Source organism: Alkalihalobacillus sp. MEB130 (assembly GCF_032335535.1).
Taxonomy (GTDB): domain Bacteria; phylum Bacillota; class Bacilli; order Bacillales; family Bacillaceae_D; genus Halalkalibacter.
Genome location: NZ_JAOANA010000005.1, coordinates 87,536 through 104,909 on the forward strand (window position 1 = coordinate 87,536; position 17,374 = coordinate 104,909).

The window sequence follows — 17,374 nt, forward strand, 5'->3', positions numbered from 1 at the left end:
TACTAAAAAGTCCCTTTTACAATGTACGTTACCTGCTCTTATGTTGTTCCAGTACTTTTACTTTGGCATACTTTTTGTTCAGCTCTTGGTACATTGATTTTAGCTGAACAAAACTAGGGTACTTGATTGGGGCATTCAAAATAAACTCAAGTCTTTCTTCACAATTAACCGGCTTATATAACAATGATTTCACATCATCACCAAGGCAATCGATTCTACGAACTTGCCTTCCATTTAACCAAAATAAGGCATCAATAAATACAGCAATCATGACTACCATTATTTCTTTTGCCTCACTTGATTGTCGTTGCTTATAAAAGCACTCAAGAATTTCTTGTTCTTTCTTCCACCATTCAAATAATTGTGGCAATATACTATGTTTATCTTCCCATGGGCATTGATCCATCGTTATATCATAATAGAACGGAACAGCTTGCAAAATTTCTTTACAAGAAGTAACTGACTGTTCTAGATGAACAAAGGATTGATTATAAAAAGGTGGAATTTGAAAACGGATTGGAATGTCAATTTTCATTGCTTTCCTCTGGCTTTCATTCGCTTCTGTCCTTCTCGACAGCGGTCTAATAAAGGACACATCTCACATTGAGGAGATTGAGCTTTACAATGATAGCGTCCAAAAAAGATCATTTGATGGTGAGAGTCTGACCAGCGCTCCATCGGTATTTTCTTCATTAATGTCTCTTCAACTTGACGAACATTATCTTTCCAACGACAGACCGCTAATCGCTTCGATACACGTTCTACATGCGTATCAACAGCAATAGCTGGAACACCAAAAGCCACTGAGGCAACGACATTCGCTGTTTTCCTTCCAACACCTGCCAATTTCACAAGTTCATCTCGATCCTTTGGTACTTCCCCGTTATATTCTTCAATCAAAGATTGCGAAAGTTTTTTAATATTTTTAGCTTTGCTTCGAAATAATCCAATAGACCGAATATCCTGTTCAAGCTCTTCTAAAGGAACAGATAAATAATCTTCTGGTTCTTTGTACTTTGCAAATAAACTAGGTGTAACTTTGTTCACGAGGGCATCCGTACATTGAGCAGATAGCAACACAGCAATGACTAATTCAAATGGATTCGAATGAGTTAACTCACATTCTGCATCAGGATACATGTCTGCTATAACATCTAGAACCTCGATTGTTTGTTTCTTTGATAACATTCTCCTTTTTCCCTCTCCCTCTTTCAATTAGGACTGATCGAGCCAACTAAAACCGGGATAGGATTCAGCCTTTGCTCGCTTTTGTTCTTGCTTTGGTGATGTATGTTGATACTTTCGAAATTTTTCACCATGAGCACGAGCCTGTTCAACTGTTTTTACACCATTTCGTTTCCACTCAAAAAGGATTCGATCAATGTATCTGAAGTTAAGCTTAGCTGATACGACAGCTTCACGTAATGCGGCTGTGATTAGTTCTGGCGTATGTTTATCTTGATCTAACCACATTCCAAGCGTTTCGGCTTCAATTGGCGAGAGCGGTCTACAAAACTCTTCTTCAAAACGTTTATACAATAATCCTTCCTGACTTTCTTTTTGTTGGTCTTGCTCTTGTCTTTGTTGACCTTTTATCAACTGTAATAAACGAACCCATAATGGCTCTAGTGTATAAAATTCAAAAAGTATCCCTTGTTCATCCCACTTCTTTTCTAACGTTAAAAACCCCTTACGAATTAATCGTCCTAGCATTTCGGCGCATTCATTCATGGAAAGTGTCATGCGCTCACCTAAAAGCTCAGGTGTTGGAAAGCCATCACCATCATCAATAAACGATTGCACATGTAACAATGCAACAAGTTCATCTTCTTTTAACCCTAGTTGTTTGTAATGTTTTAAAAGCAAAGTAGGAATGGATAGCTGTCTTTGAGTTGTCCATTGTATAAGTAAATTATGATCCATTTCTAAAACACCTCTATCCATTATTATAACATGAGAGAACGAAGTAGTCGTTTCCTTTTCCTTCCCCTTAACGGACGTTTTAATCAGATTGGCAAGTTTAGGCTTAGCAGAAACCTGCTAAGCCTAAACTTATTCTTTCTTATGGATACAAACGGTTTAAAAGCCGAGGGAACGGAATAGTCTCACGAACATGTTCTACCCCAGAAATCCAAGCAACAGTCCGCTCAAGCCCTAAGCCGAAGCCTGAATGTGGTACAGAACCGTACTTACGTAAATCAAGATACCATTGGTACGCATCAAGTGATAAGTTATGCTCATCTAGATTACGCTTTAAAAGGTCGTAATCGTGTATTCGTTCAGATCCACCAATAATTTCACCATAGCCTTCTGGAGCAATTAAATCAGCACAAAGAACGACATCATCTCGATTAGGATCTGGTTGCATGTAGAATGGCTTTAACGATGTTGGGTAATGAGTAATAAAAACAGGCTTGTCATAATGTTCAGCAATAGCTGTTTCATGTGGAGATCCAAAATCATCTCCCCACGTAATATCGTCAAATCCTTTTTCTTTTAGAAATTCAAGAGCTTCATCGTACGTAATTCGCGGAAATGGTGCTTGGATCTGCTCAAGTTTAGACAGGTCTCTTCCAAGTGTTTTCAATTCTAATTGACATGTCTGTAGCACAGATTGTACGACGTATGATACGTATTGTTCCTGTATTTCTAAGTTTTCATCAAACTCAACAAATGCCATCTCTGGTTCAATCATCCAAAATTCAATTAAATGACGACGCGTTTTTGATTTCTCTGCACGAAATGTCGGTCCAAAAGAAAAAACACGTCCCATTGCCATGGCCGCAGCCTCCATGTATAATTGACCACTTTGAGAAAGATACGCGTCTTCGTCAAAATATTTCGTTGCAAATAATTCAGATGTACCTTCTGGTGCACTTCCTGTTAAGATAGGAGGATCAATTTTCACAAAATCATTTTTGTTAAAGAACTCATACGTAGAACGGATGATTTCATTTCTAATTTTCATAACAGCATGTTGACGTTTAGAACGTAACCACAAATGACGGTTGTCCATTAAAAACTCTGTTCCATGCTCTTTTGGAGTAATAGGATAATCTGTCGCTTCGTGCAAAACTTCCACTTTTGTCACTGTTAATTCATACCCTGAAGGAGCTCTATCATCAGCTCGTACTACACCGGTAACATATAAAGAACTTTCTTGTGTTAGATTTTTCGCTTTTTGGAACATCTCTTCTTCCACTTCTGCTTTAACGACGACACCTTGGATAAAGCCTGTTCCATCTCGTAATTGTAAAAAAGCAATTTTGCCACTTGAGCGCTTACCTGCTAACCAAGCGCCAATTGTCACTTCTTGCTCTACAAATTGACCCACTTTTGCAATTGTTGTCTTCACTTTCATACCTCCTACTATGTAAACACTATCCATTATACCCTTGCGTATTTTTTTAAGTCAACGAAACATTGTCGAATCATGTCTCATCCGTAAAAAAGGCGAATGAATTTATCTCATTCGCCTTTTTTCTTATTTTGTATGGGTGCGTACAAAACGTTCAATTCGGGTTAGCGCTTCTTCTAAAGCATCAAATGATGTAGCATAAGATAGTCTCACATTTTCAGGAGCTCCAAATCCAGATCCTGGAACTAACGCCACTTTTTCTTCCTCTAGAATAGCTGCAACCCACGAATCAACATCGTCAAAGCCGTTTGTTTTGGCAGCTTCACTTACATTTGGAAATAAGTAGAAAGCTCCTTTTGGTTTTACGCATGTTACACCAGGAATTTTTACTAGTTTTTCATATACACCATTTAGACGTTCTTCAAACGCTTGTCTCATCGTTTCAACTGAACCATCGTCCTGTGTATAAGCAGCAATCGTTCCATATTGTGCATTCGTCGTTGGATTGGAAGTACTATGGCTTGCAAGATTCGTCATCGCTTTAATGATTTCGGCATTTCCTGCAGCATATCCAATTCTCCAGCCTGTCATCGAATGAGATTTCGAGACACCATTTACAACGATCGTTTGATCTTTTAATTCCTTCGAAAGTTGAGCAATTGAAGTGTGAATTGCACCATCATATACAAGTTTTTCATATATCTCATCAGATACGATTAACACATTATGCTTGATGCATATTTCTCCAAGTTTACGAAGTTCATCTTCAGAATACATTGAACCTGTAGGGTTGCTCGGTGAATTTAATATAAATGCTTTCGTTTTACTCGTAATCGCACCTTCTAATTGTTCAACCGTCACTTTAAATTCATTCGTTTCTAACCCTTCGATATAAACAGGGTTTCCACCTGCAAGCTTCACTTGTTCTGGGTAGCTTACCCAATAAGGTGTAGGGATAATAACTTCATCTCCCTCATCCAAGATCGCCTGGAACAATGTATATAAGACATGTTTGGCACCAGAGCCAACTAAAACTTCAGCAGGTGAATACGTAATTTGTTGATCAGCTTCAAACTTGCCAATAATCGCTTCTTTTAATTTTGGTAGCCCTGCAGAAGGTGTATACTTCGTGTGACCTTCTTCCATTGACTTTACTGCAGCATCAATTATGTATTGAGGTGTATTAAAATCAGGTTCACCTGCTCCAAGCCCTATAACGTCATTCCCCTGTTCTTTTAATTCCTTTGCTTTTGCTGTAATCGCAAGTGTTGTTGAAGGCGTTAATGTTGAAACTCTTTTTGCTAATCTCATATGTAAGTCCCTCCCATGTGGATATACTATACACTATAAATTTTTATCGCTCATCATTCAAGTAATAATTCATTAATTTGTCCGCAACAAATACCTTTTCATAAACGTACCATCTTCAAACGTAATGTAATAATACCCTTTTCTATTTTCATTATTTAAAAAGGTAATTTCATACACAGGTAACCCTCGTTCAAGACCGAGCTTCGCTGTTTGTATTCGCTCAACTGCATTTTCATTGGTAACAATAGCAATGGCTTCTTCTTTCGTTATGCCATCACTAGCTTTTTCAATATGGTGAGAATCATATTGAGCCGATACCCAAACAATCGTTTCTGTTTCTTCTTCATCCAACCCAGTAAACACATAATAAGCATCTGTTCCGTGATAATAATCTACGTGATAAATGGTTGACAAAAGAGATTGTCCAATTACATACCTTTCAGCTTGCTCATAATGATGGTACAAAGGTTCCCGAATCGTCTGATACGCGTATACAGATAGTCCTGTTACTGATAAAACGATGATGAATGCGAGTAAAATCATCCATTTTTTCATATTTTGCTCCTACGCACGATAAATCGTGAACACCATCGTGTCTTCATCCTTTTTATCAAGGGATAAACCGAATATAAGGTCTTGATGTTTCAGTGTTCGATTTAGTGCATCAACTATTTTATATGTATCTGATGCCTTTCTTACACGAGTCGTTGATAACACGACCATATTATGTTCCATGATTACTCCTCCAACTAAAAAAAATATTCCTTCCTCGTTGCACAAGTTTTGCTAATCATAGTGACCAGAAATCAGGTGATACTAAAAGTACGCCAAACAAAGGGGGGCGTAACTTTGTCTAACCAATTTCAATCGACAGCAGAGCGATATCAACAAGATAAAGAAAAAGTTGCTTTGTTACGTCGTGACGGGTTAAAGTGGCATCAAGTATTTCCTATTTCAATCCGTCAAACGATCTTTCCTTCTATCTTTCAAAAAGAGCATTAACAAAAAGAGTGTACAATACTCAGAAGTCTGAAAGAAATAAAAAACAACTGCCTGCTCACACCTCAAAATGTTCTGCACCAATGCCTCGTGCAGAACATTTTTATGTCTTCTTCTTCATTTACCCAATTATACCATTTGCCGTCGCCAACGAAAACCCATCGTCCTTACCCTTGAAAATGGACCGTTACAAGTTCATAATCTGCTCGATTCACTTTTACGATAACAGAGCCATTTTGTTTTGTTCGATACGTATCAATCCACGTTTCTTGCAATCGTTCTAATAATTGACCACTTATTTCACCATTTTCCCTCGTAAATAAGATCGCCACTTGTGGATCAATTTCATTTAGAAATCGTTGTGAAGTTCCATTATTCGTCCCAAATTCAGCTACCTTTAACACCGCAACCGGAGTTAAACCTTCTTTTATCCATTTCTTTTCTATCTCCTCGTTTGCTTCAGATGAAAAGAAAAATTGATGTTGATCATGAACTGAAATAATAAAGGATAACATCGGCATAATCGATGAATCACTTGGCAAAATTTTAACGGACACATGATCAGCTAACTCTTCATCTGATTGATCAGACCAGCCAACAATAGTAACTCCTAATTTCTCGTACTGTGTTTTTGCTTGATTAATGCCTGCTTCTGGTACGATTAATGTTTTCGTATTAAAACGAGCAATAACTTCCTCTACATTCCCGCTATATTCTCGTTCAAACCTAGGTAGGATTACCGTTTCAACAGACGATACACTTAACTTATTTAACCGAAAGAACAAAGACTCTTTTGAATCTGCTGCCCCAGTTCCAATTAACACGGACTCTTCATTTGGCAATTCTATATAAGTGGATTCTCCGTCAGGAAGGTCCAAGAAAACAAAACCAATGTCTTCTTCTTCAAGTTGCAAATCTAATTCAACTTCCTCTTCTTGACCGTTTGAAGTGATGACCATTCTGACTTCTAATCCTAACATTAGCCCTAAAAGGACAAAAGTTAACAGTCCGTAAAGAAGATTGCGCATAGCGTCAAATCCCTCCATTGCTTATGAATTGATGGTCAGCTGTACGGCTTTACATATACTCTTTAAACTGTTCCATTAAATCTTCAAGTTTGCCTTCATGTACAGGAACTTCAGGTAGAGACTTTATAAACTGTTTGCCATAGCGTGTTGTAGAAATACGCCTGTCTAGAATAAAAACACAACCACGGTCTGTTGTTGTCCGAATTAATCGTCCAAAACCTTGTTTAAACCGGATAATAGCTTGAGGCAAGGAAATTTCCATAAACGGATTTTTTCCTTCTTCCTTTGCCTTTTCATACTGAGCTTGTAACAAAGGTTGATCAGGTGGGGAGAAGGGCAGTCTCACTATAACCAAATTGCGCAATTCATCACCTGGTAAGTCTATCCCTTCCCAAAAGCTACTTGTTCCAAACAAAATAGCCTGATTTGTTTGTTTGAACATCTTCATTAACTTTGCCCTGCTTCCGCTCGTAACTCCTTGACCAATCAATTGAAACGAGCCGAACTCATTAAATTTTTTGACATGATAATAGACCTGCTTTAACATCTCATATGAAGTAAAAAGAACGAGCATTTTTCCACTTGACGATTCCATCATTCTCCAAAGTTTGATTGATACTTCTGTAGCAAATTCTTCATCAGATACTTCCTTGATAGCTGGAATATCACTAGGTAAAAGGAGCTTAACTTGCTCCATATATGAAAAAGGAGATGGGATCACACTTTTTTTCACTCCGAAATCCGTCAGTCCCAATCGTCTCTCTTGATAATTAAAAGAGCCATTGACCGAAAGTGTAGCTGAAGTAAGAATGACACTTTTCTTTTTTGCAAAAAATTGATCAGCAAGTATGTCTGATACATCAATCGGCTTGCTATACAAATAGGTGGCATTTTTAGCTCCTCTTGGCTCAACTTCTAACCAATAAACTAAATTTGGGTCATGTTCAAGTAACAATTCATAAAGAGTTTGCTCCTCGACATATAGCTGGTCAAGTATCCCTTCAACATTGGCAAGAAAGCTTCTATCTTTGTAAACCATATCTTCTTTCTTCTCTATAAGTGGACGTACTCTATTTTGCAATTTCTTTAATGCGTCTTTCATTTGCATATGCACCCGCATCGCACACTCTAAAATAGCTTGCCACATCGAACTTGATTCAGTATAACTCTCATAACGATACCGCAGGCGCCCAACATCGGTTGCACTTGTTTTATTTTTTGATAAAACATACCCATGAAGCATTCTAAACAGTTCATCAAGCTCTTCCTTCAAACTAATAAGTTGAACAGACATATGTTCGAAAGGTACGGAGACTTGATATTCCTCTAGGAGCTGGTCAAGTCGGTTAACGATTCCTTCCTCTTCTGTCAGTCCTAATCGTTGAAACAGGTATGAAAACGTCAAAAAGTCAGCTTTTGCTCCTAAGTGATCACTAGCTGTTTCTTCTAAATGATGGGCCTCATCTAAAACGGCATACGAATAAGTCGGTAAAAGCCTTTGATCATGAACAAGATCGGTACATAAAAGGGCATGATTGGTAATAACGATGTCGGACTTCTGGGCCCTTTTTCTTGCTCGGTGATAAAAACACCTTGAAAACCATGGACTGTAACGCCCTAAATCTGAAGCTGCGTCGCTTTGAACTTCATACCAAAATCCCTTCCCACCTGAAGGAAGATTCAATTCCTCTATATCTCCGTGTTCTGTTTCTGTCAGCCATATTAACAATAATGCTTTGGTAAGCAGGACATCATAACTGTCTTCATGGATACTTGCTAATGACTGTTCAAATTTACGTAAACATAGATAATGGCTTCTTCCTTTTAGTAATGTTGCTTTTACCTTAAATGGTAAAAGATGATGCAATAATGGCAAATCTCGAGATAATAACTGTTCTTGCAACGGAATCGTTTGTGTACTAATAATGACAGGCTCTTTATTAGAGTAGGAAAAATAAGCAGCTGGTAGTAAATAGGCTAATGATTTTCCTGTACCTGTTCCGGCTTCTATCATTTTATGTTCATTTTGTCTAAACGACTCATCTACTTCGTTCATCATTTTTTGTTGTCCTGGTCTTAACTCATAGTTTGAAAAAGCTGAGTGCATTTTTCCATCTTCGGAAAATAATGATTCACAATAGTCGCTAAACGTTTCTTGCTCGTCTGGAATAGTCACATCATCTGAATCTTCCACCAGCTTTTTCAAAGCTATTTGGCGATAACAATCATATTGTTCCTCATCCGAATGTCCTTTTATGAGCTTCTCCTGAATGAACGATTGCAACAGTGGCTCTAAATCACTTTTGAACTTTCTTGAAATGGAAACCAAATGTTGAAGTGTCAACAAAGGCAATTGCTGTAATTTATGTAATAAAGACAAAAACAGAGTCGCTGTTACTTCTGCATCGCTATCAGCTTGGTGCGGTCTTTCATGTGAAAAACCAAGCTGTTCGGCTAACTGACCGAGCTTATAGCTTTCTTGTTTTGGTAACAGCACTCTAGCTAGTTCAACTGTGTCATATACGGGCATTTCAGGTAGAGTATATCCTTCTAACTCCAATTGATTTTTTAAGAATGCGCGATCAAAATCAACATTATGTGCCACAAAATAACTTCCTGTTAATAAGGGCATTAACTCAGGAATGATCTCACGAAAAGAAGGGGCATTTGCTACTGTCACATCCGAAATGCCCGTCAATTCCTCTATAAATGGCGGTATGGTTTGTCCGGGATTCACAAAGGAAGCAAACGTTTCAACCATTTCTCCATCTTCTATAATTACAGCACCGATTTGAATCACACGATCACCCTTTGATACGGAATGACCTGTTGTTTCCACATCGACCACAATGTAACGTTCCTTCATAGTCCACCTCAATTACAACTTTCATCAACAAGTTGCAGTTCCAATATCTCAGGCCAGCTTTTTTTCAGCCATATGAGTGAAAAACGAATGCTTTCATTATCAGGTTCCATTTGCAATGCTTCATGAAACATACTCAGTGCATTTTCCTTGTCATCTAATAAAGCATAATTCCACGCTAAACCGTGCAATGTTTGTACCGATCGTGTATGTTTTTCTTGAACTCTTTTATAACAATGAATGGCAGCTTGATGATACCCATGCCATTCGCAAACATAAGCTAAGGCAAGCAAAGATTCTTTTGAATCAAGAAGAGAAATACTTGTTGTCCATGAGGTCCATGCCTCATTCGTATTTCCTTCTTGCCAATGACAACATCCTAAGAAAAAATATGCTTCTCCATCATCAGGAACTTGTTGAATATACGTTGACAAATATTGTTTTGCTATATGAAAAACTTCATTAAAATAATAGCAGATCCCTAAATTATACACGACATCTAGTGATGAAGTAAGTTCATTTGCATGTTCAAACGAAACAATTGCCTCATCAAGCCTTTCTTCTCTCGTTAAAACACACCCTAATCCAACGTGAGCAAAGTGCTTTAAGGACGGGTATTGACTTACTTGAATGACAAATAAAAATGTCTCTTTTGCATCCGACAATTGTTCAGAAAAAAGATAAGCAAATCCTAAATATAGTCTACGTAATTCATCGTTTGGACCCTTTATTTTTTCTTTCTTTAACGTACGGGCCGCTTGTTCAAACATCTCTAATTCATAAAAGGTCGTCCCTTTGGAAAAATATGAGAACGTTATATTATCATGTTTAGGATCTTTCAACTCATGTATCTTTTCATCTAATTCTGTCCATTTATCTAACAGCATGCCAGCTGTTTCTTCCAAATAGGCTACTTGCTTTTCTTGTTCTACCTCTGACATGAATGCCCATTTTTTTTCTATATTTTCATAAATGGCATTCCAAGAATTAATCCAATCATTCAAAAAAACCCCTCCTCTCGATCCTTATATAAAGTGTTTATCGAAGAGGACGGGAATATTCGAATTATAAGACGGTAGAAGCTGGCTCTTTGTCTAACATTTCAATAATTTGGTTCTGTTCATTCATGATTGCCACTTTCGGATGATGATCCCTTACACTCTCTTCTGCTACAAGTGCATAAGCAATCACAATGATAACATCACCTTCGTGGACAAGCCTTGCAGCTGCACCATTCAAACAAAACACATTGCTTCCACGCGGTCCTTTTATGACATATGTTTCAAATCGTTGTCCGTTGTTATTATTGACAATTTGAACCTTTTCATTTTCTAAAATATTAACAGCATCCATAATATCTTCATCTATCGTAATGCTTCCAACATAGTTTAAATTTGACTCCGTTACACGAGCTCGATGGATTTTTGATTTCATCATCGTACGGTACATTTACTTTTCCCCCTGTACTTCTACAATATAATTATCTATTAAGCGAGCCTTATCATAAGCATACGCTAGGGCAAGAATTACTTTACCATTCAGTTGTTCAACTCGTTCGAGGCTTGGATAGGCAAGTACGTCAATATAATCAATGGACCCTGATCCTTGAGATAGACGTTGTTTAAGCTCATCAACAATTTTAGAACGACTTGTCATTCCGCTTCGAATTAAGTCTGCACCATAACATAACGCTTCGTATAAAAAAGGGGCTTCACTTCGTTCTTGTTTTGATAAATAGACATTTCGTGAGCTTTTTGCTAACCCATCTTCTTCTCGAATCGTCGGGCATCCTTTAATCGTCACAGGAATATTAAATGCATCCACCATATTCATAATAATCGCAAGTTGCTGCGCGTCTTTTTGACCAAAATAAGCAGCATGTGGTTGAACGATTTGTAATAGCTTCATGACTACAGTTGCAACCCCATCAAAATGACCAGGTCTACTCGTTCCGCAAAGAACATGGACTCCACTCGTTACGTGTATCATCATGGGCATATTTGTAGGGTACATTTCATTTGCGGAAGGGTAAAACACAACATCTGCTCCCGCTTCTCTTGCCATTTTTTCATCTCTTTCAAAATCTCGTGGATAGCGGTCAAGATCTTCATTTGGACCAAATTGCAATGGATTAACAAATATACTTACAACCACAAATTGGTGATCTTTTTTGGCAGCATTTATCAGACTAAGATGGCCTTCATGTAAATAACCCATTGTCGGTACGAAACCGATGGACTGTCCCGTTGATTTTGCTATTTCTATTTCTTTTCTAATGCCTTCTATCGTTTCAACTACTTTCACTTACTTACTCCTCCATATAGTCCGGACAACGCTTCTTCACTCATGGTAAAAGAATGCTCTTTTGCTGGAAATTTACGCTCTTTTACTTCTTGTACATAGCTTTTCAGAGCATCATCAATAATGGGTGAGAGGTTTGCGTAACTTTTTACAAACTTAGGCACATGAACATCTCCGTATCCTACAATATCATGATAAACAAGAACTTGACCATCAGTATCGACACCAGCTCCAATACCAATAATTGGGATACCACACTTCTCCGCTAGCATCGCTCCTACTTGCTCAGGAACACACTCGATTACAATCGCAAACGCACCTGCCTCTTCTATTGCTTTTGCATCAGCTAAAAGTTTTCTTGCTGATTCTGGATCCTTTCCTTGAACACGATATCCACCTAACACCCCTACCGATTGAGGAGTGAGGCCTAAGTGACCCATAACAGGTACTCCAGCTTCTGTAAGCTTTTGAATCGTGCCAACAACCGACCCTGCTCCTTCTAATTTCACAGCACTTGCTCCACCTTCCTGCAATAACCGTCTCGCATGCGTAAACGTTTCCTCAAGTGAAGAATGATAAGTGAGAAATGGCATATCAGCAACGATAAACGTATTACGAGCACCTCTTCTTGCCGCTTTCGTATGAAGAATCATATCGTCCATCGTCACAGGAACGGTAGAATCGTAGCCAAGAACAACCATTCCAAGTGAATCTCCCACTAAAATCATATCCATGCCAGATTGTTCTACCAGCCTTGCAGTTGGTGCATCATAAGCTGTCATCATCGTAATTTTTTCATCTGTTTCTTTCATTTTCATAAAACTTGCTGTTGTTTTCATTCTTTTTTCCTCCCTTTTACGAGGAGAGCTTCATACGTCAAAAGAAAAAGACTACCCAATCAGTCACACATAATGGATGTGTTTTATGACAAGAGGGTAGTCTTTCGGCATACGAAAGAAAGCTTTGCGTTTCATGCAAAGATGTATGTTGACGGTTATGAATCCCTCTGTCCTAGTCCTTATGGATCAAGGCAGATCCGATATTCGTTTACTATCTTTTCTTGGTGCCGTTCCGTGGATACAGCCCATTTCACAAGAAGTATAACAGATTTCTATTCAGATTGGGAAGCAATTTCAATATCTGCTGAGTAAATATAATGTTCCTGCCCTTCTTGATCTTCCACAATTAAAACACCATCATTTGTTATTCCTTTAGCAAACCCATAAATAACGTCGCGCATGGTCCGCGCGTAAAGATACGTTCCAACACTAATGGAATTGGCTTCCCATAGTGTACGAATCATTCCAAACCCCTCTTTCACATACAAATCGTAAAGCTCTTCGAATTCATTGAGTACGGCGGAAATAACTTGAGCGCGCTCAACTGTTTCACCTTTAACGATCGCTAGAGATGTTGCTAGCTCTTGAATTGTTGGGTCAAAGTCTTCCTTTTGTTGATTCACATTGATCCCAATTCCAATAATAACGGAATGTACTTGATCAGGATCGGCTTGCATCTCAGTTAAAATTCCAACTAACTTTTTCCCATCTAACAGAACATCGTTTGGCCACTTTATATCACAATTAATTTGAGTTAGCTTTTTTATTGCGCGTACTACGGCAACTGCCGTTAACAAAGTCAATTGAGGGGTCTTTTGCGGCGGAAGTTTTGGGCGTAAAATAATACTCATTGATATACTTGTGCCCTTTCGCGAAAACCAGTTCCGTCCGAGTCTCCCTTTTCCAGATGTTTGTTCGTTTGCTATCACAACATGTCCTTCACCTACACCATCTTGTGCTAATTTATGTGCAGTGAATTGAGTCGAGTCGGTAGCGTCAAAATACGTAATCTCTCGCCCTATTCGCGACGTTGTTAAACCGACTTTCACTTCATGTGGATGAATGCCATCGCCTTTACTAACTAACCGATAGCCTTTTCTAGGAGCAGATTCTAGCTCATAGCCATTTTTCCGCAGTTCATCAATATGTTTCCAAACAGCTGTTCTTGAACAACCTACTTGCTGACTAATCATTTCTCCTGAAACAAATTGCCCTGGATGATCGGCAAAAATTTTAAGTAGTTTCTCTTTCATAGTTCCTCCCTCCTCGTGCGTAATGTTTCAAGAAGCTCACCTTTCTCGTTCGTACATGTACGAGTTAAGACAAGTTGCTCTGCTAGTGTGATTGTCTCCTTCAACCACGGCCCTTGCTCACGGTTAAAATAATGAACTAAGTCTCGACCTGTAATAGACAACTCCGATTTGCGGTGAATCGGTAAAGAGTCCCACAATTCATTCACTTCACTAATCGGTTCGTATTTTTCTCCTAAAACTAATCGAAGGATTTCAACGTCTCTAGCAACAGGCAAAGAAGCGTAGTAAAGATTCAGTTCATCCCATTGATTGTTCTTTCGGTAATCAAAGTACGTCAAACGATCTTTTACTTCTTTTATTTGAGCTTTTGAAAGAGTGAGGTTCTTCAAAAACGCATCAGCTTCGTGATCTATACATAAAGCGAACGCTGTTAAACAGACGGTTTCTGAATGATTCGTTAAAGGCTTCAAACCTATTAAGCGTTCTAATATTTGTTTCGTTAAGGCGAGATTAGGAAGAGACTTATATAGATTTGTTTGTATGAGTATTTCTAGCGCTTGATTACGATAAGGTCCTTTTATTACTTTCAACCATTCTTTAATAATTCGTTCTTGAGCAACATGACGAATTCGATCATGCTCTGTTTCTAAAATAGTAAGCAGCTGTTGATCAACAGTAAATCCTAGCTCACTCACAAACCGAGCAACGCGTACCATCCGTAATGGGTCCTCTGTCATACGATTGAATGGATCTGTAGATCGAAGGATTGCTCGTTCCAAGTCGTCTTGCCCACCCACTAAATCAACGATATGTCCTTCATGATCCATTAGTAAGCTATTAATGGTAAGATCACGCCTCTTTACATCTTCAAGCAATGACAAATTTTTCATAGTCGTCAATTCAAAATGCTCACTTTCATGACGGACAATGATTGTGTCATGCTCCGTATTCATTCTAAACGTCTTTGGAAAAAGATCCGTAACTTGATCGGGAGTAGCTGATGTAACTAAATCAACATCGGCTATATTCCTCTCTAACAAAACATCTCGGACAGCCCCTCCAACAATGAAAGAGTCATATCCTGACTTTTGTAAAAGATGTATCACTTCTTTTGCTTTCATCCATACGTCCGACAAAATCCAACCTCTTTTCTACCTTATCCATTTTGTAACATCTGTTGATAAAGTTTCTCATACTGTGAAACAATAATCTGTGAATGAAAAGTAGATTCTACTCTCTCTATTCCATTTCTAGAGAAGGCTTCATAAGTCGCTTGGTCTTGTAATAATGTTAAAGCTTTATCGGCAATACAATCAATATCCCCTACATCACAAAGATAACCAGTTTCACCATCGACTACTACTTCAGGAATTCCACCTGTACGTGTTCCTATTACAGGAACACCACAAGCCATGGCTTCTAACGCTACAAGGCCAAAACTTTCCTTTTCACTAACTAAGAGCATTAAATCACTCATAGATAGGAGTTCAGCAATGTGTTTTTGATTTCCTAAAAACAACACATTCTCTTCAATATGTAATTGCTTTGTCATTTGTCTCGCCACAGCCAACTCAGGACCATTACCTATTAGCAATAACTTTGCTTTCATCTGCGCTGAAACTTTAGCAAAACTTCGAATAACATCTGGTATACGTTTAACTGGCCGAAAGTTAGAAATATGTATTAATACCCGTTCGTCTTCCTTTAAATCATAATGCTTTTTCAACTCGGCTACTTCACGTTTAGTATAGACTCTTTCATCGATAAAATTATAGACCGACTCAATTGGTTTATTCGTTGAAACGAGGTCACGTGTCTGTAGCACAAGATCATCCGAAACAGCTGTAACGAAATCAGATTGTTCAATCCCAAACTTGATAATATCTTTTAAAGATGGATCATAACCAAGTACCGTTATATCGGTTCCGTGTAACGTCGTCATAATCTTCACGTCATGTTCTACCATTTGTTTTGCTAAAATGGCACAAATGGCATGTGGAACAGCATAATGAACGTGAATCAAGTCCAATTTTTGTCGCTTGACAACTTCAGCCATTTTGCTAGCAAGTGTTAAGTCATACGGAGGGTATTGAAAGACCGAATATTGATTTACTTCTACTTCATGATAATAGATGTTTGGGTACACACGATCTAGCCGAAAAGGAACACTCGAAGTGATAAAGTGAACTTCATGTCCTCGTTCTGCTAATAATTTTCCAAGCTCAGTTGCAATCACACCTGACCCTCCAACTGTCGGATAGCAACTGATTCCTATTTTCAATTTCATAAGTGCGATTCCTTTCCATCAAGCAAGTTCGTCATTACGATTGGTTTCGTCGTTTTAAACCCTTCCGCATATGTTACTCCAACTTCCTTTCCAAATAGACGTTCTCTCGCTTCCACAACATTTATGTAACCATTTGTAAGTGGAGTTTCTATCGAGTGAGACGTTTTTAAAAACTGACTTTCGTAAGCTTGAAGTGCTTTAATTTTTATATCATAAAAGTCTGAAACATCAACAACAAAATCTGGATGTTCATACCCGTTAATGAAATAATAAAACAGCTCCTCTGGTCGAAAAGCTTCTAATTGGTCTGCACATTCATAACGTTTAATACCCGCATTAAAATAAGCTTCTTTAATAATTTCTGTACAAGCTGAGTGGTCTGGATGGCGATCTACTTGATAAGGTGTAAACAAGATGGAAGGTTTATATTTACGAATAACCGAAACAACTTCAGCTAGTTGCTCGGCAGATATATGTTTCAAACCGCGATCTGGTAAAGTAAGCTGAATCCGTGTGGCCAAACCAACTATTTCACCTGCATGACGTGCCTCTTCTTGCCTCTGTTCAACCGTTCCATTTGATGAATATTCCGCTTTTGTAAGGTCACATATACCAACGTGATAACCCGCTTTTGCATATTTAGCTAAAGTGGCACCCATCCCGATTTCAACATCATCGGGATGCGCACCAAAAGCAAGAATATCTAACTTAGTCATTGTATTCATCCTTATCAGCTTCACGCCAAGCAAAATCACCACGATCTAAGCCTTTAATTAGAACTTCAGCTGTACCAATATTCGTTGCGAGTGGAACGTTTCTCACATCACATAGTCGAATTAAAGCTGTTACATCCGGTTCATGTGGTTGCGCGGTTAAAGGATCACGGAAAAACAAAATTAAATCAAACTTATTCTCAGCAACAAGAGCACCAATTTGTTGGTCTCCACCTAGAGGGCCAGATTTAAAACGAGTAACAGCAAGCTCGGTTGCTTCCATGATTCTAGTGCCTGTTGTACCCGTTCCAAACAATTCATGCTTCGATAAGATCTTCTCATACGCTGTAGCAAACTGAACCATTTCCTCTTTTTTCTTGTCATGTGCAATTAGTGCAATCCTCATCCAGTTTCTCCCCTTT

At 38.4% G+C, this 17,374-nt stretch carries 19 protein-coding genes; 1 reads left to right on the forward strand and 18 read right to left on the reverse strand.

Features of this window, described 5'->3' with window-relative positions; translation table 11 throughout:
- Positions 1 to 28: 28 nt before the first annotated feature.
- The 7 genes from N0O92_RS06975 to N0O92_RS07005 form a co-directional block, all read right to left on the reverse strand.
- Positions 29 to 535, reverse strand: coding sequence for a YpoC family protein (locus N0O92_RS06975; protein WP_315613944.1), 507 nt, complete (start codon positions 533 to 535; stop codon positions 29 to 31).
- A complete protein-coding gene (nth, locus tag N0O92_RS06980) occupies positions 532 to 1,188 on the reverse strand; it encodes an endonuclease III (protein ID WP_315613945.1) in 657 nt (218 codons plus the stop codon). Before nth ends, N0O92_RS06975 begins: the two co-directional genes overlap by 4 nt.
- A 27-nt stretch (positions 1,189 to 1,215) precedes the next feature.
- Complete coding sequence (locus N0O92_RS06985; RefSeq protein ID WP_315613946.1) at positions 1,216 to 1,923, reverse strand: DnaD domain-containing protein; 708 nt, start codon at positions 1,921 to 1,923, stop codon at positions 1,216 to 1,218.
- A gap of 139 nt (positions 1,924 to 2,062) precedes the next feature.
- On the reverse strand, positions 2,063 to 3,355 hold the full coding sequence (asnS, locus tag N0O92_RS06990) for an asparagine--tRNA ligase (protein ID WP_315613947.1): 1,293 nt from the start codon (positions 3,353 to 3,355) through the stop codon (positions 2,063 to 2,065).
- A gap of 129 nt (positions 3,356 to 3,484) precedes the next feature.
- A complete protein-coding gene (locus N0O92_RS06995; protein WP_315613948.1) occupies positions 3,485 to 4,669 on the reverse strand; it encodes a pyridoxal phosphate-dependent aminotransferase in 1,185 nt (394 codons plus the stop codon).
- A 72-nt stretch (positions 4,670 to 4,741) separates the two neighbouring features.
- Complete coding sequence (locus tag N0O92_RS07000) at positions 4,742 to 5,224, reverse strand: cell wall elongation regulator TseB-like domain-containing protein (protein ID WP_315613949.1); 483 nt, start codon at positions 5,222 to 5,224, stop codon at positions 4,742 to 4,744.
- A gap of 9 nt (positions 5,225 to 5,233) precedes the next feature.
- A complete protein-coding gene (locus N0O92_RS07005) occupies positions 5,234 to 5,404 on the reverse strand; it encodes a YpmA family protein (RefSeq protein WP_315613950.1) in 171 nt (56 codons plus the stop codon).
- A gap of 114 nt (positions 5,405 to 5,518) precedes the next feature.
- On the opposite strand from N0O92_RS07005, the gene N0O92_RS07010 reads away from it, so the two are divergent.
- Complete coding sequence (locus N0O92_RS07010; protein ID WP_315613951.1) at positions 5,519 to 5,671, forward strand: hypothetical protein; 153 nt, start codon at positions 5,519 to 5,521, stop codon at positions 5,669 to 5,671.
- Between the two features lie 164 nt (positions 5,672 to 5,835).
- Here the strand turns inward: N0O92_RS07010 and N0O92_RS07015 are convergent, their stop codons facing one another.
- From N0O92_RS07015 to N0O92_RS07065, 11 genes are all read right to left on the reverse strand, one after another.
- Positions 5,836 to 6,696 carry a ComEC/Rec2 family competence protein gene (locus N0O92_RS07015; protein WP_315613952.1) on the reverse strand — a complete coding sequence of 287 codons (861 nt, stop codon included), beginning with the start codon at positions 6,694 to 6,696 and terminating at the stop codon, positions 5,836 to 5,838.
- Between the two features lie 49 nt (positions 6,697 to 6,745).
- Positions 6,746 to 9,562, reverse strand: coding sequence for an ATP-dependent DNA helicase DinG (dinG, locus tag N0O92_RS07020; RefSeq protein ID WP_315613953.1), 2,817 nt, complete (start codon positions 9,560 to 9,562; stop codon positions 6,746 to 6,748).
- Positions 9,563 to 9,570: 8 nt separating this feature from the next.
- Positions 9,571 to 10,563, reverse strand: a complete 993-nt coding sequence (locus N0O92_RS07025; protein ID WP_315613954.1) for a tetratricopeptide repeat protein — start codon at positions 10,561 to 10,563, stop codon at positions 9,571 to 9,573.
- Between the two features lie 61 nt (positions 10,564 to 10,624).
- Positions 10,625 to 11,008, reverse strand: coding sequence for an aspartate 1-decarboxylase (panD, locus tag N0O92_RS07030; protein WP_315613955.1), 384 nt, complete (start codon positions 11,006 to 11,008; stop codon positions 10,625 to 10,627).
- Positions 11,009 to 11,863 carry a pantoate--beta-alanine ligase gene (gene panC, locus N0O92_RS07035; protein WP_315613956.1) on the reverse strand — a complete coding sequence of 285 codons (855 nt, stop codon included), beginning with the start codon at positions 11,861 to 11,863 and terminating at the stop codon, positions 11,009 to 11,011. It abuts the gene before it with no gap.
- The gene (panB, locus tag N0O92_RS07040; protein WP_315613957.1) at positions 11,860 to 12,699 is read right to left on the reverse strand and encodes a 3-methyl-2-oxobutanoate hydroxymethyltransferase; all 840 of its coding nucleotides are present in this window, start codon (positions 12,697 to 12,699) and stop codon (positions 11,860 to 11,862) included. The genes panC and panB overlap by 4 nt, the downstream gene beginning before the upstream one ends.
- Positions 12,700 to 12,971: 272 nt before the next feature.
- Positions 12,972 to 13,952, reverse strand: coding sequence for a biotin--[acetyl-CoA-carboxylase] ligase (locus N0O92_RS07045; RefSeq protein WP_315613958.1), 981 nt, complete (start codon positions 13,950 to 13,952; stop codon positions 12,972 to 12,974).
- On the reverse strand, positions 13,949 to 15,088 hold the full coding sequence (locus N0O92_RS07050) for a CCA tRNA nucleotidyltransferase (protein ID WP_315613959.1): 1,140 nt from the start codon (positions 15,086 to 15,088) through the stop codon (positions 13,949 to 13,951). Before N0O92_RS07050 ends, N0O92_RS07045 begins: the two co-directional genes overlap by 4 nt.
- A gap of 20 nt (positions 15,089 to 15,108) precedes the next feature.
- Positions 15,109 to 16,239 (reverse strand): N-acetyl-alpha-D-glucosaminyl L-malate synthase BshA, encoded by a 1,131-nt coding sequence (bshA, locus tag N0O92_RS07055; RefSeq protein ID WP_315613960.1) that lies wholly within the window; start codon positions 16,237 to 16,239, stop codon positions 15,109 to 15,111.
- A complete protein-coding gene (gene bshB1, locus N0O92_RS07060; RefSeq protein ID WP_315613961.1) occupies positions 16,236 to 16,955 on the reverse strand; it encodes a bacillithiol biosynthesis deacetylase BshB1 in 720 nt (239 codons plus the stop codon). Before bshB1 ends, bshA begins: the two co-directional genes overlap by 4 nt.
- A complete protein-coding gene (locus tag N0O92_RS07065; RefSeq protein WP_315613962.1) occupies positions 16,948 to 17,358 on the reverse strand; it encodes a methylglyoxal synthase in 411 nt (136 codons plus the stop codon). Before N0O92_RS07065 ends, bshB1 begins: the two co-directional genes overlap by 8 nt.
- Between the last annotated feature and the right edge of the window lie 16 nt (positions 17,359 to 17,374).

Excerpts from the sequence above, each read along its gene's own strand:
- N0O92_RS06975 (WP_315613944.1), bottom strand. The coding sequence starts at position 535 with ATGAAAATTGACATTCCAATCCGTTTTCAAATTCCACCTTTTTATAAT.
- nth (WP_315613945.1), bottom strand. The coding sequence starts at position 1,188 with ATGTTATCAAAGAAACAAACAATCGAGGTTCTAGATGTTATAGCAGAC.
- N0O92_RS06985 (WP_315613946.1), bottom strand. The coding sequence starts at position 1,923 with ATGGATCATAATTTACTTATACAATGGACAACTCAAAGACAGCTATCC.
- N0O92_RS06995 (WP_315613948.1), bottom strand. The coding sequence starts at position 4,669 with ATGAGATTAGCAAAAAGAGTTTCAACATTAACGCCTTCAACAACACTT.
- N0O92_RS07000 (WP_315613949.1), bottom strand. The coding sequence starts at position 5,224 with ATGAAAAAATGGATGATTTTACTCGCATTCATCATCGTTTTATCAGTA.
- N0O92_RS07005 (WP_315613950.1), bottom strand. The coding sequence starts at position 5,404 with ATGGAACATAATATGGTCGTGTTATCAACGACTCGTGTAAGAAAGGCA.
- N0O92_RS07015 (WP_315613952.1), bottom strand. The coding sequence starts at position 6,696 with ATGCGCAATCTTCTTTACGGACTGTTAACTTTTGTCCTTTTAGGGCTA.
- dinG (WP_315613953.1), bottom strand. The coding sequence starts at position 9,562 with ATGAAGGAACGTTACATTGTGGTCGATGTGGAAACAACAGGTCATTCC.
- panD (WP_315613955.1), bottom strand. The coding sequence starts at position 11,008 with ATGTACCGTACGATGATGAAATCAAAAATCCATCGAGCTCGTGTAACG.
- panB (WP_315613957.1), bottom strand. The coding sequence starts at position 12,699 with ATGAAAACAACAGCAAGTTTTATGAAAATGAAAGAAACAGATGAAAAA.
- N0O92_RS07045 (WP_315613958.1), bottom strand. The coding sequence starts at position 13,952 with ATGAAAGAGAAACTACTTAAAATTTTTGCCGATCATCCAGGGCAATTT.
- bshA (WP_315613960.1), bottom strand. The coding sequence starts at position 16,239 with ATGAAATTGAAAATAGGAATCAGTTGCTATCCGACAGTTGGAGGGTCA.
- bshB1 (WP_315613961.1), bottom strand. The coding sequence starts at position 16,955 with ATGACTAAGTTAGATATTCTTGCTTTTGGTGCGCATCCCGATGATGTT.
- N0O92_RS07065 (WP_315613962.1), bottom strand. The coding sequence starts at position 17,358 with ATGAGGATTGCACTAATTGCACATGACAAGAAAAAAGAGGAAATGGTT.